The sequence below is a fragment of the Bartonella machadoae genome (genome assembly GCF_022559585.1).
Lineage (GTDB): Bacteria > Pseudomonadota > Alphaproteobacteria > Rhizobiales > Rhizobiaceae > Bartonella > Bartonella machadoae.
Window position 1 is genome coordinate 1,322,893 of sequence record NZ_CP087114.1, and the last position, 18,838, is coordinate 1,341,730.

The 18,838-nt window shown below is 43.7% G+C and carries 24 protein-coding genes; 13 read left to right on the forward strand and 11 right to left on the reverse strand.

Annotation, left to right across the window (positions count from 1 at the left end; translation table 11 throughout):
* Positions 1–3: 3 nt before the first annotated feature.
* The 11 genes from LNM86_RS06410 (at position 4) to LNM86_RS06460 (ending at position 9,374) form a co-directional block, all read left to right on the forward strand.
* The gene (locus LNM86_RS06410; RefSeq protein WP_241438618.1) at positions 4–231 is read left to right on the forward strand and encodes a hypothetical protein; all 228 of its coding nucleotides are present in this window, start codon (positions 4–6) and stop codon (positions 229–231) included.
* A gap of 258 nt (positions 232–489) precedes the next feature.
* Complete coding sequence (locus LNM86_RS06415) at positions 490–1,779, forward strand: phage tail sheath C-terminal domain-containing protein (RefSeq protein WP_241438919.1); 1,290 nt, start codon at positions 490–492, stop codon at positions 1,777–1,779.
* The gene (locus LNM86_RS06420; protein ID WP_241437163.1) at positions 1,776–2,294 is read left to right on the forward strand and encodes a phage major tail tube protein; all 519 of its coding nucleotides are present in this window, start codon (positions 1,776–1,778) and stop codon (positions 2,292–2,294) included. Before LNM86_RS06415 ends, LNM86_RS06420 begins: the two co-directional genes overlap by 4 nt.
* Positions 2,295–2,303: 9 nt before the next feature.
* A complete protein-coding gene (locus LNM86_RS06425) occupies positions 2,304–2,714 on the forward strand; it encodes a hypothetical protein (RefSeq protein ID WP_241437162.1) in 411 nt (136 codons plus the stop codon).
* Positions 2,715–2,844: 130 nt separating this feature from the next.
* The gene (locus LNM86_RS06430) at positions 2,845–5,193 is read left to right on the forward strand and encodes a phage tail tape measure protein (protein WP_241438619.1); all 2,349 of its coding nucleotides are present in this window, start codon (positions 2,845–2,847) and stop codon (positions 5,191–5,193) included.
* 31 nt (positions 5,194–5,224) lie between these two features.
* Complete coding sequence (locus LNM86_RS06435; protein ID WP_241437160.1) at positions 5,225–5,671, forward strand: phage tail protein; 447 nt, start codon at positions 5,225–5,227, stop codon at positions 5,669–5,671.
* The gene (locus tag LNM86_RS06440; protein WP_241438620.1) at positions 5,668–5,922 is read left to right on the forward strand and encodes a tail protein X; all 255 of its coding nucleotides are present in this window, start codon (positions 5,668–5,670) and stop codon (positions 5,920–5,922) included. Before LNM86_RS06435 ends, LNM86_RS06440 begins: the two co-directional genes overlap by 4 nt.
* Positions 5,913–6,920, forward strand: coding sequence for a phage late control D family protein (locus LNM86_RS06445; RefSeq protein WP_241438621.1), 1,008 nt, complete (start codon positions 5,913–5,915; stop codon positions 6,918–6,920). Before LNM86_RS06440 ends, LNM86_RS06445 begins: the two co-directional genes overlap by 10 nt.
* A complete protein-coding gene (locus LNM86_RS06450) occupies positions 6,899–8,365 on the forward strand; it encodes a replicative DNA helicase (protein ID WP_241438840.1) in 1,467 nt (488 codons plus the stop codon). The genes LNM86_RS06445 and LNM86_RS06450 overlap by 22 nt, the downstream gene beginning before the upstream one ends.
* Before the next feature lie 506 nt (positions 8,366–8,871).
* Entirely contained in the window at positions 8,872–9,189 is a 318-nt protein-coding gene (locus LNM86_RS06455; protein WP_241438015.1) for a type II toxin-antitoxin system HicB family antitoxin, read from the forward strand.
* 38 nt (positions 9,190–9,227) lie between these two features.
* Positions 9,228–9,374 (forward strand): CopG family antitoxin, encoded by a 147-nt coding sequence (locus LNM86_RS06460; protein ID WP_241438179.1) that lies wholly within the window; start codon positions 9,228–9,230, stop codon positions 9,372–9,374.
* A gap of 42 nt (positions 9,375–9,416) precedes the next feature.
* On the opposite strand, the gene LNM86_RS06465 is transcribed toward LNM86_RS06460, so the two are convergent.
* The 11 genes from LNM86_RS06465 to LNM86_RS06515 all read right to left on the reverse strand — a co-directional run bounded on the left by LNM86_RS06465 (position 9,417) and on the right by LNM86_RS06515 (position 18,153).
* Positions 9,417–9,695 (reverse strand): hypothetical protein, encoded by a 279-nt coding sequence (locus LNM86_RS06465; RefSeq protein WP_241438180.1) that lies wholly within the window; start codon positions 9,693–9,695, stop codon positions 9,417–9,419.
* On the reverse strand, positions 9,692–10,435 hold the full coding sequence (locus LNM86_RS06470) for an antA/AntB antirepressor family protein (protein ID WP_241438181.1): 744 nt from the start codon (positions 10,433–10,435) through the stop codon (positions 9,692–9,694). Before LNM86_RS06470 ends, LNM86_RS06465 begins: the two co-directional genes overlap by 4 nt.
* Positions 10,436–10,749: 314 nt before the next feature.
* Positions 10,750–11,100: a head-tail joining protein gene (locus tag LNM86_RS06475; RefSeq protein ID WP_241438182.1), complete on the reverse strand. Its 351-nt coding sequence runs from the start codon at positions 11,098–11,100 to the stop codon at positions 10,750–10,752.
* A 1-nt stretch (position 11,101) separates the two neighbouring features.
* Entirely contained in the window at positions 11,102–12,178 is a 1,077-nt protein-coding gene (locus LNM86_RS06480) for a major capsid protein (RefSeq protein WP_241438020.1), read from the reverse strand.
* Between the two features lie 12 nt (positions 12,179–12,190).
* Positions 12,191–12,559: a head decoration protein gene (locus tag LNM86_RS06485; protein ID WP_241438183.1), complete on the reverse strand. Its 369-nt coding sequence runs from the start codon at positions 12,557–12,559 to the stop codon at positions 12,191–12,193.
* On the reverse strand, positions 12,556–12,936 hold the full coding sequence (locus tag LNM86_RS06490; RefSeq protein WP_241438878.1) for a hypothetical protein: 381 nt from the start codon (positions 12,934–12,936) through the stop codon (positions 12,556–12,558). The genes LNM86_RS06485 and LNM86_RS06490 overlap by 4 nt, the downstream gene beginning before the upstream one ends.
* On the reverse strand, positions 12,819–13,886 hold the full coding sequence (locus LNM86_RS06495) for a S49 family peptidase (RefSeq protein WP_241438184.1): 1,068 nt from the start codon (positions 13,884–13,886) through the stop codon (positions 12,819–12,821). Before LNM86_RS06495 ends, LNM86_RS06490 begins: the two co-directional genes overlap by 118 nt.
* Positions 13,879–15,420 (reverse strand): phage portal protein, encoded by a 1,542-nt coding sequence (locus tag LNM86_RS06500; RefSeq protein WP_241438185.1) that lies wholly within the window; start codon positions 15,418–15,420, stop codon positions 13,879–13,881. Before LNM86_RS06500 ends, LNM86_RS06495 begins: the two co-directional genes overlap by 8 nt.
* The gene (locus tag LNM86_RS06505) at positions 15,420–15,668 is read right to left on the reverse strand and encodes a phage head-tail joining protein (protein ID WP_241438023.1); all 249 of its coding nucleotides are present in this window, start codon (positions 15,666–15,668) and stop codon (positions 15,420–15,422) included. The genes LNM86_RS06500 and LNM86_RS06505 overlap by 1 nt, the downstream gene beginning before the upstream one ends.
* Before the next feature lie 3 nt (positions 15,669–15,671).
* Positions 15,672–17,600, reverse strand: coding sequence for a phage terminase large subunit family protein (locus LNM86_RS06510; RefSeq protein ID WP_241438186.1), 1,929 nt, complete (start codon positions 17,598–17,600; stop codon positions 15,672–15,674).
* Positions 17,593–18,153: a hypothetical protein gene (locus tag LNM86_RS06515; RefSeq protein WP_241438841.1), complete on the reverse strand. Its 561-nt coding sequence runs from the start codon at positions 18,151–18,153 to the stop codon at positions 17,593–17,595. The genes LNM86_RS06510 and LNM86_RS06515 overlap by 8 nt, the downstream gene beginning before the upstream one ends.
* Positions 18,154–18,205: 52 nt before the next feature.
* Here LNM86_RS06515 and LNM86_RS06520 point away from each other — a divergent pair, with 52 nt between their 5' ends.
* Positions 18,206–18,520, forward strand: a complete 315-nt coding sequence (locus LNM86_RS06520) for a type II toxin-antitoxin system RelE/ParE family toxin (RefSeq protein WP_241438842.1) — start codon at positions 18,206–18,208, stop codon at positions 18,518–18,520.
* A 16-nt stretch (positions 18,521–18,536) separates the two neighbouring features.
* On the forward strand, positions 18,537–18,833 hold the full coding sequence (locus LNM86_RS06525) for a HigA family addiction module antitoxin (RefSeq protein WP_004861504.1): 297 nt from the start codon (positions 18,537–18,539) through the stop codon (positions 18,831–18,833).
* Positions 18,834–18,838: the final 5 nt, after the last annotated feature.

An 18,838-nucleotide genomic window follows, 5' to 3' on the forward strand; every position in this document is an offset into this window, starting at 1 on the left:
TTTATGGAATATGCAGTTGTTGAAAAGGGTGTGGTAACAAATATTATCGTTGCCTCAGAAAATTATGTTCATTTGTCTGAGGGAGAGGCAATTGCCTCAAATGAAGCGCAAATTGGTTGGACTTATAAAGATGGGGTGTTCTCTCCTCCCATTATTGATGAAGAAAACAATTCTTTGTCTTCTGAAAGGGCTAAGACAGACGCAGCGGTAGAATCTATGAAAGAACGATAAGAGAAAGATGAACAAGCTTAGTATAATTGTTGAGAATAGATTATAACCAACATTGTTGGATGCAAGCTCTTGTATCAAAAATAATCGAATGGTTTGACGCACGCTTATTGTGTGATAGCTTAAGCTATATCATTTTCTTTTAAAGTCCTTTTCAAAGGGGTTTCAAAGCCTTTTTAAAGGAATTTTTTGACTGACAGTGTCAGTCTTATGCGGTTTGATCCTTGTTGTTATTGTTGCTTTATTGATTTGGAGCGCAAGATGGCAACAGAATTTAATCATGGTATCCGCATTGTTGAGGCTGGTGAAAGCTCTAGACCGTTGGCAACATTTGATCAGACGGCGATTGGCGCGGTTGTTACAGCCCCTGATGCTGATGGACAAATTTATCCGGTAAACGAGCCTGTTTTGGTTTTTACCCATGAAACAGAGAAAATCCAAAAGCTGGGGCAAAGGGGCACAGCTCTTGATGTGATTCATGCTGTATGCGCGCAAGGGGTTGAGGCCAAAATTATCCTTGTGCGGGTAGAAGAAAAGTCGACAATTTCTGAAACACAAGCCGAAATGGTAGGGTCCAATGCTGCCTTAACCGGTGTTCATGCTTTGACCCATGCACGTGGGCATTTAGGGGTTGAACCTGGAATTTTGTTGGCACCAGCTTATAGTGCAGGGCGCCTTGACAATGGTAAAAACCCTGTGGCTGATGCGCTAGAACAGGTTGCCGAAAAGCTGCAAGCAATTGCGGTTTTTGACACAGGGGGCAAAAACACCGAAGAAAGCCTTGCTTATCGCGCTGATTTTTCCTCACGCTTTTGTTATTTGATTGACCCCTTTGTACGGGTGGCAAACGGTGAGGGTGGTTATTGTATTAAACCGGCAAGTCCCTTTGCCGCAGCGATGTTTATCAAACGCGATAAGCAAAAGGGGGGTGTTTTTTGGTCGCCTTCAAACCAAGATGTACATGGCATTTTAGGCACAGCGCGCCCCATTAGCTATTTTGATGGCGAAATCGATCATGAGGCAAATCGTCTTAACCAAGCCGATATTGCTACCTTTATTCCGGCACGGCTTAGCCAAAATGCGCAAGGTCAAATGGCTGCCAATGGACGGATTTTATGGGGCAATCATACCACATCTTCTGATCCGCTTTGGCGCTTTGTCAATGTGGTGCGCACCCGTGCAGCACTGGAAAAGACCATCATCAATAGTTTCCGCCCTTTTGCCAATGATGAGAATTTGACCGGTCAACATGTCATTGCCATTACGAGAAGTCTCACGCAGTTTCTTGATGATATGATTGCTCGTGGTGCCCTGCTTGGTGGACGTGTTTGGTTTGATCGTGATTTGAATTCCAATAGCACTTTGCAATTGGGCAAGCTGCGGGTTGAATTTGATGCCGAAGAAGTGCCTCCTCTAGAAGATTTAAGTTTTGGGAGCCGGCGCAATGGCGCTTATTTTGACCGATTGGCTGAAGACATCCAAAAGAAAATGACCTATCAATTTGGCGATACGCTAGAGAGCTATCGCAAAGCAGCAAGGAGTGAAGCATGACTTTACGGATTGTTCGTGGTTTTACCCTGATTGTTGATGATGATGTCAATCTTCATCTTGATCTTGAAACACTCAAACTGCCCACCTTAGAAGAACTCACCGAAACCTATCAACCAGGCGGTTCTGATATGCAAATTGATGTGAGCGGTCTTGGTGTGAAAGCTTTAAGCTTGCAAATGAAGATCCGCAGTCATACCCCCGAAGTTATCGGTATCTTTGCTGGTCCCCCTGGTCTTCGTCATAAATTTACTGGCAAAAAACATGTGGTGTCTGAAGAAGATGGGCGCGAGCATGAACATTCCATTGATGTCACAGGGCGCTTGGTCAAAGTCGATAGCGAGGGTCTTACTGCTGGAAAAGCGACGGGCTATGATTGTGAGATTAAGAATATTTGGGACTATAGCGAATATTGGGATGGTGCTGTTTTGCATCGCTTTTCATTTAAACGGGGTGGTTGGCTTGTGCGCAATGGGCAGGATATTGGTGGGCGCAGGCGCTCTATCCTCAATTTATAGGAAACTATGATGACAAATTTACAAACAAGCATTGCTGTGGAATTGCAAGTGCCGCTGCTTATATCAGACAGTGATGGTAAGCAAGCAACACGCAATAAATTAACCTTTTATCGCCCCACCTTCAAACATGCCAAGCAATTGGCAGTGCTGATTGGACCGCAATTGACACAATTGCTGGCTCCAGAAATTGGCAAGCAGAAAACGCTCTCCAATGATGTTCTGCTTGTCAAGCTTTCGCAAGTTTTATTCACCAATGAGGCGACAGAAGGCATTACAGCGCTTTTGGCGGATATGTCCCATGAAACGGTTGAACTGATTGATCGGATTGATACTGTTGATATGATGGCAATCTTGAAGGCTTTTTTTGCTTTTTTTATGGGACGCCAATCCCTTATGCTGGACAATTTGGAGCCGAATTAGCGCTTCATTTTCGTTGGTCGGCTTTAGAGATCAACCAGATGGATTGGCTGGATGTCATTTTTTATCGCAATGAATTAGCACGCTTGAAATCCCAAGAATATGAACAGCAGATGTTGGAATAGGAGCTGTTATGGATGTTTCCCTTGTTGTGCGTTTTGTCAATCATCTGCAAGAAGGGATAGCCTCTGCCAAGCGCGATTTGCAAGCCTTTAGTGCCGATGTTGCCCATTTGCAAAACAAGACACGACAACACTTTAAAAATTGGTTTGATCCTCAACATCTTGAGGATGCAACCAAGAATGCTGAAATGGCTTTTATCCAAGCGCGAGGGCGCATGGTGGGGGCAATTGCCCAAACCGCAACCTTGATTGCCCCCCTCTATAAGGCCATGCAATTTGATCAATCGATGAAGGGCTTGGAAAAGGTTCTTGATGCGCCTCTGCATCGCTTAAAGGAATTGCGCCGCTTTGCTCTTGAGACCTCAACCAAAATCCCGCTTGCTGCACGTGAGGTTTTGGAACTGATGACCAGTGCCAGCCAAGCGGGGATTGGCGAGCAAGATCTCGAAGCTTTTAGTCTTTACGCTGCCAAAGCGGCTGTGGCTTTTGATATGACGGGGGACCAGATTGGTGAACGCTTTGCCAAATTGCGCAATGTCTTCAAACTCAATCAGACAGGCATTGAAGAGTTAGGCGATGCCATCAACCATCTCTCCAACCATATGGCGGCTAAAGCCAGTGAAGTGTCTGATTTTACCAATCGTGCCACCGGTGCTGCCACCATGTTTAAGCTCACTGCCCGTGAAACGGCTGCTTTTGGTACCGCGATGATTTCTGCGGGGATTGTCCCTGAGAGTGCGGCGCGTGGTTTTAATGCCATGAGTTCGCGTATTCAGGCAGGGGGCAAACATATTGAAGATGCTTTTGTCAATATTGGGCTGTCACGGCAAAAGTTTCTCCAAGACATCGACAAAGATGCAACCGGCACGTTAGTGCGCTTTTTTGATGTTTTAGCCAAATCCGAACAGGGTATGCGTTCCCTGATTGCCATTGCTGGGCGCGATTTTACCGGTGACTTTGCCAAATTGGTTGGCAATCCAGAATTGTTAAGCCAAGCGCTCGAATTTGTTAAAGACCCCAAAGTTTTTAAAGGCTCCGTAGAGCAAGAAGCGGATAAACAAGCAACTGGTGCCATCCGGCAATTTGAACTTTTGCAAAACCGCATCGTGGCTTTGGGCATTACCATTGGCAACGTGTTGTTGCCCCATGTCAACAATTTGATGGCCAGTGTTGGCAATTTTATCAATGGCTTGATGGCATGGGCCAATGCCCATCCCGCCTTAACCAGTGCGATTGTCAAAACCATTGCCGCCTTGATGGCTTTTAATATTGCTCTGCGGGTGTTGCGCTTTACCATGGCTGGCACACGGCTTGGTTTGCTTCAATTGATGGGCTCTTTGATCAAAATTGGTACTGTGAGTCGTGTCCTTAAAACCAATTGGCGCAGCTTAATCGCTTCAGGGCGCTCTTTGGGAATCATGGCGGCAACTCTTGGTGGGAGCACGCTTCGTCTCTTGCGACCCATGACTTTGTTGGTGGCAGGCTTTCGCGGGCTTATGGTCTTGAGTTCCGCCTTTGCAGCTACATTTGGCTGGGTTGGCACAGTGATAGAAGTGGTGGCTGCTGGCATTGCTTCTGTTGTTGGTGCTGTTTTTACCCCGATAGGGGCGCTCATTGCCGCTGTTGTTGCAGTGATCATGGCTGCTTGTTTTGCCTTGTGGAAATATTGGGACCGGTTTTCTTCTTTTGTCAAAGGTTTTGCTCGCGGGCTGGTCCACGCTTTTGGCCGTATCTTTGAAGCTGTCATGCGCTTTTTTGGTGCTGATACCGCAACCATCACCAAGTGGAAAAATACCCTTTCTGCTGCTTTTGACTTTTCTCAAGCTTGGCAAAAGTTCAAACAGGGGCTTGTCGCTATATCCCAATGGTTTGGTAATGTCTGGGAGGGTTTTAAGCAAAGTCTCTCCAGCTTTTGGAGCTGGTTGAGCAGTTTTTTTGCTCGCGAAAAGCTCTCAGAAGAAGCCAAGGCGGGTATGGAACAGGCTGGAGAAGATCTTGCCAATGGGATTGTCGATGGCTTTATGTCCTCCATCACAAAGTTGGCTGATTTTTTTAAATCCTTATCCGGTCGCATCAAAGGATGGATTGGTTCGATTGATATCTCCAACATGTTTCATTTGCCCAGTTGGCTTGGTGGCAAAACAGCTTTGCAGCCGATTGTACAATTTGCCGGTCACCCGCAAACCAGCCCTGTGACAACGCAGGCAACGGACAAAAGCAAGCAGAGCGCATCCGTTTATCACCATCAAAATGTCACCGTGCATGTCAATGGGGCGCGTGATCCTCTTGCTACCGGCCGTGCGGTAAGTCATGCCCTCCAACGGGCAAAAGCCAATGCCTTGCATGGCGGCACAGAATAAGGGGAGGGAAAACAATGAGGGGAGGAGGAAAATGAAAGATCCTTTGATGATGCTAGGTCCGCATCAATTTTATGTCGATTGGCTGAATTTCCAATCCTTTGAAGAAGAGTTCTCCGCCTCATGGGTGTCTATGGAGCGTTTTGGCAAAGCCCCCAGCTTGCAATTTACCGGCTATGGCAATGATGCCAAAACCATCCATGGCGTGTGGTTTCCAGAAGAGTTTGGTGATCGTATAGCCATTGATGCACTCACCATGACCATACGAGCAGCAAAACCGGTGCAGATGCTTCGTTGGGTCAATGATATGAGTTATAGTGCCATATTCCATGGTCCCGTGGTGATTACCTCCATCACGAAAGACCACGATTATATCAGTCGCTCTGGTCAATCGCAGCGTATCCGTTATTCCATCAGTCTGTTGCCCTTTTTTGATGGGGGCAAACCACAAGGATATTTCCAAGAGGGACAACAGCTATGAAGCTACCAGCAAAGCACGTTGTTGTAGAGTTAGAAGATATGAGCCTCGATCTGATTTGCTTTCAACATGCCATGGCGGTGTTGGGAGACCGTCAACAGGCTGGATTCGTAGAGGGCTATTTAGAAGCCACCTTGAGAGCCAATCCAGGGATTGCCCAATATGGTGCTGTTTTGCCACGGGGTTTAGAGATCACTTTGCCTGAATTTGTCTTTGTTCCTCCTCAAAGCAGAGTGAAGCGGTTATGGGATTAAGGCGGACATATCCTTTTATCGAGGTTAAGGTTGGAGACAAACCCGTCCATGAGGTTTTTTACCAGCGTCTTCTTAGCGCCACCATTACCGATCATGCCGGCAATGAAGCCGATCGTTTTGAAGCGGAGTTTGATGATAGGGACAATGATTTAGAGGTTCCACAAAAGAACAGTACTCTGCAGGTGCTGTTTGGTTATCAGGACAGCATCAGTGCGGTTATGGGGCGTTTTGTTGTTGAATCTGTTGTCAGTATCGGGGGCAGTGATGGAGAGGTTTTACACCTTTGCGGCAAAAGCGCTTCAATGCGTGGCGAACTCAAAGAACAAGCAAGTGAGCATTTTGACAATAAAACCATTGGTGAGATTGTTGAAAGCTTAGCCAAGCGCCATGGTTATCAAGCCAAAGTCGACCAAGAATTTTATAGCAAAACCTTGCCTTATGTGGTGCGCACTGATCAATCGACAATTGATTTTTTAACCCGCCTTGCAGAGCGTATGCAGGCACGTTTTTTAATCAAAGACAATAAATTTTTATTTTTAAGCGGCAACAATTTACCGCCCCTCACTCTTGCCAAGCATGATTGTTCCAGTTGGGAATTTACCCTCGAGCCACGCACCCAATATGGCAGCGTTGAATCAACGTACTTTGATCGCTCGCAAGGTAAACAGCTATCTGTCAAATATCGCACAAACCTCAAAGGTCCCACACGGCGTTTGCGTGGTTGCTATCCTTGCAGAGAGGAAGCTTTAGCTGCTGCCGCATCAGAATCAGACCGGCTGTGCCGTAGCATGGGCAGTGGTTCTTTGGTTTTAGAAGGGCGTCCAGAAATCATGGCCGATCAACCTCTCCTTTTGCAAGGGTTCCGTGAGCAAATCAATGGTCCATGGAAAGCTGCAACCGTGACCCACCGCTATGAGAAACAAAGTGGCTATACTACAGAAATCACCTTAGAAGCACCAGAGAAGGGAAAACAGCCATGGGAAAAGTCAACCTCGTAGAATGCCGTGCACAAGAAAATCAAAGGGATAACATGCTCTCTTCATTTCGAGAGGTCCCACACAATCTTGAAGCGGAACAAGCTTTGCTCGGGGCAATTCTCATAAGCAATGATGCGCTTGATTGCGTTTCGGACTTTCTTAAAGCATCCCATTTTTTTGAACCCTTGCATCAAAAGATCTTTGCGATTGCCTCACAGATGATCCATAAGGGAAAACTTGCCAATCCCGTGACCATGAAACCCTTTCTTCCAGCAGAAGAAAAGATTGGTGAAATCACTGTCTTTCATTACGTTGTACGTCTCGCTAAAGAAGCCGTCACCATCATTAATGCGCAAGATTATGGGCGGATTATTTATGATCTTTTCCTTCGACGCTGTTTGATTAATCTTGGCAATGAAATTGTTAATAAAGCCTTTGATGCTCCTGTAGAACTGAAGCCCTCACAACAGATTGAAAGGATTGAACAGCAGTTGTTTGAATTGGCAGAAAAGGGAAAATATGGCGGTGGATTTGAAAATTTTGCAGGCGCTCTCACAAAAGCGCTTGAAATGGCAAGTGCTGCTATAAAGCGTTCCTCAAGACTTTCAGGAATCGCAACCCATATCAAAACCCTTGATGAGAAAATGGGAGGGTTACAAAAATCTGATCTTATTATTCTCGCTGGTCGCCCCGGTATGGGGAAAACCTCTCTTGCAACCAACATTGCCTTTAACATTGCCAATGCTTACAAGCGTGATGACAAAACACAAAACAATGAAGGAGGTATCGTTGGATTCTTCTCCTTGGAAATGTCCTCAGAGCAGCTAGCAACCCGCATTATTTCTGAGCAAACGGAGGTCTCTTCTTCTGATATTAGGCGGGGCAATCTCTCAGAACAGCAATTTACTAAACTCATCCACATGACACGTTCCCTTCAAAAAGCCCCGCTTTATATCGATCAAACGGGTGGTCTGTCCGTTGCTCAATTGGCAGCGCGTGCAAGGCGCCTCAAACGGCAACATGGTTTGGATGTGTTGATTATTGATTATATCCAGTTAATAACGGGGCATTCCAAACGTTCTTCAGACAGCCGTGTGCAAGAGATTACAGCCATTACCATGGGTCTTAAGGCATTAGCAAAAGAGCTAAATATTCCTATCATTGCTCTTTCACAGCTTTCACGGCAAGTTGAAAATCGCACCGATAAACGCCCACAACTTTCTGATTTGCGTGAATCTGGTTCGATTGAACAAGATGCTGATATTGTTTTGTTTGTCTATCGTGAAGAATATTACTTAAAAAATGAACAGCCAAAGGAGGGCAGCGTTGAATCTGTCAAATGGCAAGAGAAGATGGATCAGGTGAGGGGGCAAGCTGAAGTGATTATCGCCAAACAACGCCATGGTCCCACAGGCACTGTCCCTCTTGCTTTCCAATCTGATTTTACACGTTTTAGTGATCTATAAAGAAAATCATAAGAGAAAAACATGCATAAAAGGGGCAATAAATGACCTTTGAAAGGCCTTTGAAAACCCTTTGAGAGCTCTTTAAAAAAATGAAAATCCTTTGAAAATGAAGTTATTTTTACAAAATATGATGCAAATGATACAAAATTTACTGCTCTCTACATGCATATCTTACAGATTTTAGATATCAAATAAGGGGATTGTTGGAAAAGATGAATCGCCTCAAATTGCGATTCTGAGCCAATAAAAATAAGACTCATGAAAGCGGCTCTAGATACCTCTTAAAGCTTCTCTGAGAACCGCTTAAAAGCTCTGTGAAAAAAAATGAATTGCTGCAAAACCCAGTGTCAAATTATGCAAAACCTAGTGGCAAGCTACAACAAGTCACTTTGTTTTTAAAACGCCGTGGCTTGGGGACCCCCGTGTGAATATTCAAAAAGATACTGGCAACAAAGCAAAAGCTTATCAGGTCAAGCAAGTCTTACAAGCGATAGAAAGGATAAAACATGAACAATAATCATTATACATATCGTGTTTTGTGGTCGCAAGAAGATAAGGAATATGTTGGTTTGTGTGCAGAATTCCCATCCCTTTCATGGTTAGATGTTCAAGCAGAGAAAGCTTTAAAAGGTATTATGGATCTCGTTTCAGAAGTTATTGAGGACATGCAACACAATGGAGAAGAAATTCCTGTGCCTTTGTCACATGGTAAATATAGTGGTAAGTTCCAATTAAGAATACCACCAGAACTCCATAGGAAGCTCGCAATTCAAGCTGCTGAAAATGGTGTAAGTTTAAACAGATATATTTCCTCTAAACTTTAAAATTTTAATCTATATACACTAAAAGAAAAGTTAAGTTTATGAAAACCTCTCAATTAAAACAAATGCCGGTGTTTAAGACAGATGAAGAAGCAGAAAACTTTGTTGATACTGCTGATCTCACGGATTATGACTTAACTGGTTTTAAACCCGTTCATTTTGAATTTTTACCTAAAGAAGCCTCTTAACCACCTCCCCATTTTTGAGAACGGGGAGGGATATATTTTTACTTAGGCAACCTTTTTAATAGGGTTTTCCAAATTCGGCTGGTAAGCTTTTAAAAAAGGATCTATCGTTGCGGGAAACTCTGAAGCTCCAAAATCTGTAAGAACTGCTAGAATCTTTGTAATATTTGGCACGTCATCTTGAAGTTTCAAAATCAAAGCTTTTTCTACAATGCCCATAACCTCAACCAGTGCCTTACAATCTTTATCTCCAATGCCTTTATGGTTAGAAAATTGAGACAACGCTATCCACAAATCACATAAAAAATTGGTATCTACTTTCATTGTACACCTCCATGGATTTGTTCTCTTAAGCAAGCCAATCCTCTAGATGTGATTTTTGTTGAAGGGAGCACCTTTTCTGTACCATCCGGTCTTTGAATAGTAATAGCAGGGCAATCCATCAAACCTTTTTTGATTTTATCTTGATAAGGTAATAAAGGAGCACTCGGAGCCCGTCGATAGACCCAATCATGTTTACGCAAATAATCGGTTAAGTCCTTTGGTCGTATTTCTAACATTTTTGCAGATTCAATAAGACCAAACAGACCATCAGAGCGTTTCAAGCCATCAAGTGCCTTGGCTTTAGGCTCTAACTCGGCAATCACATGGTCTTTCTGCTCGATTTGGCTTTGTAAGTGATTCAAGAAACCAATCATTGCTTGTGGACTTGAATAATCAATCTGTGGTGTTGCTACTTGCTTTGCAAGTTTTTCACACTCAATAAAGTACAAACGAGCTTCTCTACCTTTCTTATTGTTCTCAAGCATAGAAAGTTCTTTTGCGACACTTAGAGTCAAATGATAATCTTTACGATTATGTCCTCCCCTGCCTTTGCTTCCCAAAATTGGGAAGCAAACAAAGTCTTGATTTTCTACTAAATTATATTTGTTGATACGTTCAGTAATCCAATCCGCAAACTTTTTACCTACTTCCAAAAACGCATGTAACTCACGTGCATTTACTGTCTGAACAATATCACCATTAATAGTGGTTTGATGTATGTCTATTAAATATTGTACCATGATTTGGCTCCTGTGTAATTAGACGTTTGTTAATGACACTCTAAAAGAATGCCGGGCGCTAACAAACACGGTACACAGTCCGTCGTTATGCTTTCCCCGCAAGGGTATTGTATAGCATAACTACACCCGACAAGCCATTATATGCGTGCAACATATAACGAGTCAAAGCTTTTAATTGGCGGAGAAAAGATTGTTTCGGCAATCCATCCGCTGTGTATTTAAGGTGTTTGTTAGGCACCTGATTCGATTATTCATATTCCCATAATCTTGTCAAGCAGTAATATAAGATTTTTTAAAAATGATAAGAGGGTTCTTTATTTTACCTCCCTTAAAATAAGCTTATACATACCGGATTCAGAGGCTTGGACATCTGTGACAATGAAGCGCTCTTGAGTTGTCTCTTCAGTGTTTTCAGGGGCGAGCACCACGACATTATCCTCAGCTTTTGGTGGCAATCCGCCAATATCATTGATACAAAGATCAAGTTCTTTTCTTGGAATTGTTGTTGGTATTCTACCACCAGCATCCGATTCCGAATGTTTGATGCCGTAAATTGCTGTAATCCGAAAAGATTGTTGATTGTCCTTTCGCGTATAGATGACGGGCTGCCCAAAGGTGTTGCGTACCTCTTTTACCATTTTGTTAAGCAGCCCGTGCCATAGCATGTTATTTCCCTCCAATGACGGCTTTGAACAGCATTTCAGGACGTGTGCAAATGTAAAGCGGATAGCTGTAAACTTCAGGCTTTACCCATGCATTACGGTCATGATCGACGATTAGCATCGTGTAGAGAGGTTTTCCCACCGTGTTGGCAAAATCTAAGCTTTCACCAGGTGCAAAGGTTTTCTGGAATACACCAGGCGCATTAACAGGAAAGAATTGACATTCATCAGGCTTAATTCCTATCGCACGCTTTGTTCCAGCCTTTGCACTCACATTATAGTTATGAATACTGCGATAATTGATAAAGGTCACACCCGCAAAGTCAAAACTACCAAAGCTCCCTGAGCCAAGAGCACTTGGTGTTGCAACGCCTCCTGCGCTATTGAGTGTCTGAGCTAAGGCTGTGTTTAAATAGGTTTCACGAATGGTTTTATGGTTTTTTAGTTTGGAAAAGAATTCATTCCCACAAAGTCCAATAATCCGTGAACGGTCAGAGAATGCTCCTTTTGAAGCTTCAATCATTCGCATAATGACCTGATCAACATTATCAGCAACATTGGTTGTTTCATTCTCCAGTTTAAAGTCAATTGGCTTTGGTGGGGTAATTTCCCATTCCTTATACCAATCGACAATCACCGAACCATCAGCATCAAGGACAACACCTTGAACAGCACCAAGCTGCATGTTTTCCCATGTCAATTCGATTTCAGAAATCAGTTTCTTTTGTTTTCTGGCAATATATTTCATTGCCGTCTCTAACTGATCTTCTGTGCCAAATTCACGCCGGTTTTGGATTTCTTCTGATTTCACAGTATCACTTTTGGCAATACGGGTTGTTTTGAAAAACCGAAGATTACGACTGTCTCTGTCACCTTCTGCTAAAGGGGCTCCGCGTTCGCTGGTTTGAATAAGCGAAAATGTATTATCACGCCGTTCAATACCAACCACTGTGGTGCTGGTTTCAACTTCTTCAAAAAGATTGAGAGAGCTTACAAGACCCGGTTGAAACTCATAGTTTTCAATGGCTTTCATCATTGTAATGCTTGAGAAAGCATCATGTTTAAAAAAATTCATATCCATGTGCGTATTCTCCTATCGCAACAGAATTTTATTGTTGTCTTCTAAAGACTGGATAGCTGCCATTTTTTCTTGCTCCAGTATTGCATCGGGCCATATCAGTTCCGAAGCTTTTACAGTACTCAAACGCGCTGTAATGACGGCACGTTGTTCTTCACCTGTTGCATCAACAGTGGCATAAGAAATCCCTGCGGGCACCGCACTGCCATCAGATGCTGCCGGATTAAGAGGGACATATTTTCCCGTTTTTGTTATCTTTCCCATGACAGTCCCAGCCTCAATGAAGGCTCCTGATGCAAACACCACTTGTTCATTTGACATGTCAGGGTCGTAGCGCCCAAGATAAGCGCCATTGCGAACATCTTCATAAATAATATGACTCATTTTATTGCCTTCCAAATTGATTGCCATTTTGCATGAATTTTTGCCTTGCTTTCTCCATCAGTATGAGGAACATAAGGCGATAGTTTTAAAGAGGCGCTTTGCGAGCTAGCCTCCGTCAAGACGCACTGGCGTGCTTTCTCGATACTCATACCGTTTTGAATAGCCTTTGCGGCATCAAAAGAAACCCCTAAGCGCTTTGCTTGCCTTTCAAGGGTTGTCAGTGCTTGAGCGCGCTTTCTTTCTTGTTCAAGGATGGCTTTTAGGTTTTCGCGTTTGTCCTCATTGTCTTCATCCTCCTCTTCGTCTTCGTTGTCGTCAAAGATTTCGGCGTTTTTATCGCTGTTGTGATCATTTTCATCCTCTTCTTCATCGCGGATGTCGACAATCTCTTCATCTTCTTCTTGTTGGGCGCGGTATTGTGTGCGTGCCATGTGTTTTGTCCTTCTTTTGCTGTTACAGTTGGGGTTTGTGAGATGAAATCCGTTAAGGATTCCAAAGCTTGCGCAAGCGTGCCTTGCGCATCTGCTAATCCAAGCGTGATAGCTTGGATGCCTATAAAAGTTTCTGCCTGTGTGTCACGAATTGCGTCCGCATTCATTGGTCTGTTTTGTGCTACCCAATCGACAAACATCTCGTAGAGCAGGGCGCAATCTGCTTGCATTTTGTTAAGCGCAATATCAGCCAATGGCTCGTGAGGATTACCATGAACCTTGTGATCACCTTCAAAGACAAAGGTCCATTTAAACCCTTGTTTTTCATCTGCGCTTGATTGGTCAAGATGCGCACAAACCACCCCAATTGAGCCGACAACGCCTGTGCGAGCTACCCAGATTTGCGAAGCAGAACAGGCAATGGCATAAGCAGCAGAACAGGCAAACTCATTGGCATGCGCCCAAATTGGTTTTTGATGCTGTTTTGAGAGTGCTTGGAATTCTTCAACCAAATCAAACACTCCGCCGGCTTCTCCACCACCACTGTCAATATCGAGCAAAACAGCTCGGACATCAGGCTGTTTAATGGCTTCACGAAAAGAGGCGCTTAAGCCTTCATAAGAGGTTAATCCTGAAAGGGCACCAAGCCATGCACCGCGGCGCACCAGTGTGCCATGAACCGGTAGGATGGCAACATTATTGCGCACCACGTAACTCTCAGGTGGTTTGAAAGATGCGCTATCCCCTTGCAAAAAAGCCTGAGGGGCAAACTTTTCTCCTGCAAAAAGACGCGGTGCAAGAGCGTTAAGAATGACATCAAGCTTTGTCGAGGCAAGCATATGTGGAACACCAAAAAGCCGTGATACTAAAAACGGCATGTCAAGATTATTAGTCATTTTTATGCGCCTCACTGCCTTGGTTGCTTTCATAAGTCTCAGAAGGATCTGAATCTGTGAAATTCGTCGTTTGATTTTCACCAGAGGGTGCCGCCATATCGGTATCAAAAGATAAACCACGGGCACGAGCATCGGTGTGTTCTTCTTCGAGTTCGGCATGGATGCTGTCGATATCAAAACCCCGTTCGGCAAGTGCCATTCTTCGTGTTTTTAAACCGGCGCGAATTTCTTCTTTTTCTGCCGAGATATCTTTGTTTGGATCAATCATTTCAAGCGGGGGCGCAAAGCTTTCACATTGAAGCCATGGCAAGGGATTTTCTTCCCATCCTGGTAATTCTACGCATCCAGCAAGCACGGACATTTCCACAAAGCGCTCCCAGACAATGCGGTTGAATTGAAAGGCAATGATATGTTCGCGCCATTGTTTGACGTGACGTCTAAACTGAATAATGGAGGTGCGTACATTGGAAAAATTACCCCGCGTAACGTCTTCAGTGACAACGGCATAAGGCATATTGAGAGCCGAGCAAATTTTTAAAATATTGCGAAATTGAAAGGCTTCATAAGAACCACCAACCTCAACAGGATTTGAGAATTTTATCTCTTTATTTTCTCCTAAATAAAATGATCCACCTGGTTCAATGACAGGTAATTCGGATTCTTCTTCTTCGTCTTTTTCGTTACGATTATCAAGTAATTTGGCGTCGTTTGGGGAATTTCCTGAGATAAACACCGCGAAAAGAGCTGCTGTTCTTTTTCGATCAAGTTTCGCATCATCATAGGATTCCAATTGAAAGATCTTTGTCATACTGCGCGTTATTTTTGGAGAACCGCGCAATTGTCCGGCAATACGGCGCTCTTTGATATGAAGGACCATTCTTGCGGGGATACGCACGCGTTCTTGGCTCTTAAATGCACTGTTTGCAGGGCAATCATCATAGGGGTGGTGTTCCCAGAAATGATAAGCAACACGCTTGCCACTGGCATCAAATTCAATACCCATACGAATGTAATTGCCTTCAATTTCCGCAGGTCCATTGTAAGTGAGGTCCAGCATTTCGGTTGGATAGATTTGTAATTGAAGAGGCACCCCAGAGCGTCCATAAAGGTCAACATAATGCAGTCTTACAAAACATTCGCCGGTTAAAAAGACTTCTCGTGCAATTGTTGCTTGCAAACCATAAAAGCTCGCATCTTCATCATAATCCGCCTCATCAACCCATTGCCACCATAAGTCTAAAAGCTTTTTCTTTTCTTCTTGAAATCCTTCAATACGAGGATAAGGTTTAATCCCATCACTCACAGCTGCGGAAACCCATTCTTCTGTTGCCGAGCCATAAAGAGATTCATTGTCATAAAGCCATCTTGAACGAGCAGTAATGGTTTCGCCGCATTCTTCAATTGCTTTATTGATGTGTTTTTTTGCGGGATCAAACCCACCCATGCGACGGCTTTTGCTTGCAGCTTCAAGAGGCGGATTGTGTTGACGAGAAATTGTAAAAAAGCCCGTGAGTTTATTGATAAAGCCAGCCATTAATAGCCTCGTGATATATTAAAATAGAAAACACGTGAACGCTTGCGTCCTTCAAGGTTCTCTATTTGTGTGTTCAGCATCTCAAGTGCTCTGCGAAGTTCCTCAACAGAACGGTTGCTTACTTGCTTATCGCCATGGCGCACGGATTGCGCTCCCGAATAAAGAGCCTCTTCAATTTGTTCGCGTCGCCTTTTTAAACTTTCAAGTCTCTCAGTTTTGCTGTTTATTTGCTTCAATTCTTCATCCACAAATTACCTCCAATCTCCTCGCATATAAGGATTTATTATCGTTCTGAATTGCTTCCTTTGAGGTTGTGCTGTCTGCGTTCTTTTGGGAGAAGTGGATGAAGAAATCCCTGATGTTGGCTGCTCTAAAGAAGCGTCAACTTTAAGTTTTTCCAAACGCTCTTCTAAGATATCGACTTCCAGGTTAAGGTTTATTCCTGCCGAAATTAGCCCCTGTAAAGCGGCATAAGCATAAACCCTACAATCCAAAGCCTCGTTTCTTGCTTTCTCACTTTTTTGCCATTCAATGCGCTTGAAGCCTTTAAAATATTTGATGACTTTTCTTTCAGCCGTGAGCTGGTCAAAATATTCTCGATCAAGGCTTTTATGAAAGTGTGTTGCACCAGCCCCCGATGCTTCAGGACCGGATTTTTTTAATCGTGCCGTGATAATATCTTTTGCCGCATCAACACCAACAATATAGAGATTAATCTGTCCTTTATTGTTTCTGCTTGGACGGCGTGGCCATACCGCACGCCATCCCGCCTGTCCCTTAATCCCCCAGATGCGTCGTCCTTCACGGGGGCGTACATAATTGTAAACGGCTTGTGTATGTCCACCACCGGTATCAATACAAGCCGCTGTTATTCTGATGCCATCTTTGTAACCAGGGTGTGACCAACGTCTTGCCAGATATTCATCCAGTTGGTCCCAGACTTCAAAAGAAGACGGATCACCAGGAATGATGTGATAATCAATGTGCCAGCTTTCTTCACCACGCCCCCATCCAACCACTTCAAGCTCTAAGCGGTCGTTTTGCACATCGATGCCGGCGGTCAATAACACGGCTTGCGGCGGTGCAATGGGATAATCTTCGCGTTTTGCATAGAGGCTATCAGGATCAACAACTTCACCTGTTCTGTCCTCCCATGGCTCTCCAAGCACTGTATTAACAAAAGGTTGCAAAAGCGCTGGATCATCTTTCGCTTCTAAAAACTCTCTTGCGCATTCTCCCCACGTTAGCCAAGGTGAATAGAGTGCCGAAATATGATAAGAGCGTAAATTCGGTCTCGTTGATTCACTCGTAGGAACCCAGCACGCGCCTCTTTCCTCACTCATAAGATCGGTTTTTCTGTGCTCGGCATGTTCATGACCACAATGGGCACAAACAAAAACAGCTTTTTCGGGGGCTCCTTTCGGCCACTTGATTTGCGACCAAACAATGGGCTGTAGAACCCCACACTTATCACAAGGGACATTGTAATATCTTTGATCACCAAGCACGAAATCTTTGGCAATACGGCTTGTGTCACGGTGTGTTGGCGTGGACAATTTAAAAATCTTTCTCTGCACAAAGGTTGAGGTACGCTTTTCGGCAATCATCACAGGATCACCTTCGTTATCCACACTGAGAGGATAGGCATCAACTTCATCCAAAATCAGATAACGAATAGGCATGGAACGCAAACCAGCAGCACTGTTTGCTCCTGTAAGCATCAATGCTCCCCCATCAAATTCTTTCGAAAACATTGTATTTCCGCTGTCACGTGCACGGGCAGGGGCAATGCGTTCACTTAAAACAGGGCTTGCCATAATCATTGGATCAAGACGCGTTTTTGACAGTTTCTTCGCGGTCTCGACAGTAGGCATTACATAAAGAGCGGGTCCCGGACTATAGTGAATAGCATAACCGCAGAAGTTCAATCCTGCTTCAGACATTCCAATTTGCGCTCCTTTCATGACAATTGTTGTTTCAATTGGCACATAAGAAGAAAGGTTATCCATGATTTCGCGCAAATAAGGGGTACGCTTTGTTCTCCACAATCTAGGCTCTGCACTTGCTACGGTGCTAAGGTATCTATTCTTATCCGCCCATTGCGAAACCGTGTACGGTGGATCTGGTTGTCGTGCGTCATTGGCATTGGCGAAAAATTCTTCGATTGCATTTTCATCCATTATTCGTTTCTTGCAAGATTTCTAACTCCGGAGAATGAGGATCATGAAAAGGCACTGGAATGTTAACCGCCTCAAGCAAAGCTGTTCTCATATAATAATCAATGGCACCAATAAGGCTCGCAGCATCACATCCCACTTGTGCTGCAATGCTTGCACCGAAACGGTGAGGAAACTTCAACATGGCATCACGGTGTGCTCTTCCAAATTCACGCGCCGCCTTTTTCATTTCTTCACGGTCAACCGTTGTTTCGCGTAACTTTTCCAGAGCAATCTTCTCTCTTTCAAGCGCAACTTGTATTCGCTCCAATTTGATCTCAAATTCATTGGCTGCTTTTGCGGAATCCTGTTTAATTTGTGTAGATTTCTGATGAGTTTTCTTAGTAGGATTCTCATTCCATATCGCTGTTGCAAGAGCTTCATTGACAGAACCATCTTCAAAAAGAGCAGCATCAAATTTGCCTGTTTTAATTCGAGAAACTACCGCATTATGCGACACACCCATCTTCTTGGCAAAAGCGCGAACCGAGAGACCCTCACGATACTTCTTGTTCATTTTTATTTCCGTTATTAAACATTTATTCTTTTCTTTAGATTGGTATCATGCTATGATACATAAAAGAACGAATGAAGGTGATTTTGTGATTGAATCTTTTGCGGATAAGCGGTGTAAAGATCTTTTAGAAGGGAACCCGCCCAGAGGCTTTCCTTCAACTCTAGTGCGTATAGCCCAAAGAAAATTATTTATGCTTGATAAGGCAGTTGATCTCAAGGATTTGCGCAGTCCTCCGGGAAATCGTCTAGAGGCATTGAAAGGAGAACGTAAAGGTCAATATTCTATTCGTATTAATGACCAGTTTCGTATTTGTTTTGAATGGCGTTCTAATGGCGCCTATGAAGTTGAAATTGTAGATTATCATTGATTTGCAGGAGGTCGAGATGAAAAATTATATAGCAATACACCCCGGAGAAATTTTACGAGAAGAATATTTAAAAGAATATGCTCTTTCTGCTTATGCTCTTGCAAAAGCATTGAATGTTCCACGCACGAGGATAGAACGGATTGTTGCTGAAAACAGTCCAGTCACTCCCGATACAGCACTAAGATTAGCCTATTTTTTTGATACCACTGCTGAATTTTGGCTTAACATGCAAGCTGCTTACGACGTTAGTATATTACAAACTGAAAAAGCAGATGAATTTGCTAAAATCAATAAATTTGAATGTAGGGTTTAATCACC

What these genes read in the sequence shown, in the direction of transcription:
- LNM86_RS06410 (WP_241438618.1), top strand. Translation starts at nt 4, where the DNA reads ATGGAATATGCAGTTGTTGAAAAGGGTGTGGTAACAAATATTATCGTT.
- LNM86_RS06415 (WP_241438919.1), top strand. Translation starts at nt 490, where the DNA reads ATGGCAACAGAATTTAATCATGGTATCCGCATTGTTGAGGCTGGTGAA.
- LNM86_RS06420 (WP_241437163.1), top strand. Translation starts at nt 1,776, where the DNA reads ATGACTTTACGGATTGTTCGTGGTTTTACCCTGATTGTTGATGATGAT.
- LNM86_RS06425 (WP_241437162.1), top strand. Translation starts at nt 2,304, where the DNA reads ATGACAAATTTACAAACAAGCATTGCTGTGGAATTGCAAGTGCCGCTG.
- LNM86_RS06430 (WP_241438619.1), top strand. Translation starts at nt 2,845, where the DNA reads ATGGATGTTTCCCTTGTTGTGCGTTTTGTCAATCATCTGCAAGAAGGG.
- LNM86_RS06435 (WP_241437160.1), top strand. Translation starts at nt 5,225, where the DNA reads ATGAAAGATCCTTTGATGATGCTAGGTCCGCATCAATTTTATGTCGAT.
- LNM86_RS06440 (WP_241438620.1), top strand. Translation starts at nt 5,668, where the DNA reads ATGAAGCTACCAGCAAAGCACGTTGTTGTAGAGTTAGAAGATATGAGC.
- LNM86_RS06445 (WP_241438621.1), top strand. Translation starts at nt 5,913, where the DNA reads ATGGGATTAAGGCGGACATATCCTTTTATCGAGGTTAAGGTTGGAGAC.
- LNM86_RS06450 (WP_241438840.1), top strand. Translation starts at nt 6,899, where the DNA reads ATGGGAAAAGTCAACCTCGTAGAATGCCGTGCACAAGAAAATCAAAGG.
- LNM86_RS06455 (WP_241438015.1), top strand. Translation starts at nt 8,872, where the DNA reads ATGAACAATAATCATTATACATATCGTGTTTTGTGGTCGCAAGAAGAT.
- LNM86_RS06460 (WP_241438179.1), top strand. Translation starts at nt 9,228, where the DNA reads ATGAAAACCTCTCAATTAAAACAAATGCCGGTGTTTAAGACAGATGAA.
- LNM86_RS06465 (WP_241438180.1), bottom strand. Translation starts at nt 9,695, where the DNA reads ATGAAAGTAGATACCAATTTTTTATGTGATTTGTGGATAGCGTTGTCT.
- LNM86_RS06470 (WP_241438181.1), bottom strand. Translation starts at nt 10,435, where the DNA reads ATGGTACAATATTTAATAGACATACATCAAACCACTATTAATGGTGAT.
- LNM86_RS06475 (WP_241438182.1), bottom strand. Translation starts at nt 11,100, where the DNA reads ATGCTATGGCACGGGCTGCTTAACAAAATGGTAAAAGAGGTACGCAAC.
- LNM86_RS06480 (WP_241438020.1), bottom strand. Translation starts at nt 12,178, where the DNA reads ATGGATATGAATTTTTTTAAACATGATGCTTTCTCAAGCATTACAATG.
- LNM86_RS06485 (WP_241438183.1), bottom strand. Translation starts at nt 12,559, where the DNA reads ATGAGTCATATTATTTATGAAGATGTTCGCAATGGCGCTTATCTTGGG.
- LNM86_RS06495 (WP_241438184.1), bottom strand. Translation starts at nt 13,886, where the DNA reads ATGACTAATAATCTTGACATGCCGTTTTTAGTATCACGGCTTTTTGGT.
- LNM86_RS06500 (WP_241438185.1), bottom strand. Translation starts at nt 15,420, where the DNA reads ATGGCTGGCTTTATCAATAAACTCACGGGCTTTTTTACAATTTCTCGT.
- LNM86_RS06510 (WP_241438186.1), bottom strand. Translation starts at nt 17,600, where the DNA reads ATGGATGAAAATGCAATCGAAGAATTTTTCGCCAATGCCAATGACGCA.
- LNM86_RS06515 (WP_241438841.1), bottom strand. Translation starts at nt 18,153, where the DNA reads ATGAACAAGAAGTATCGTGAGGGTCTCTCGGTTCGCGCTTTTGCCAAG.
- LNM86_RS06520 (WP_241438842.1), top strand. Translation starts at nt 18,206, where the DNA reads ATGATACATAAAAGAACGAATGAAGGTGATTTTGTGATTGAATCTTTT.
- LNM86_RS06525 (WP_004861504.1), top strand. Translation starts at nt 18,537, where the DNA reads ATGAAAAATTATATAGCAATACACCCCGGAGAAATTTTACGAGAAGAA.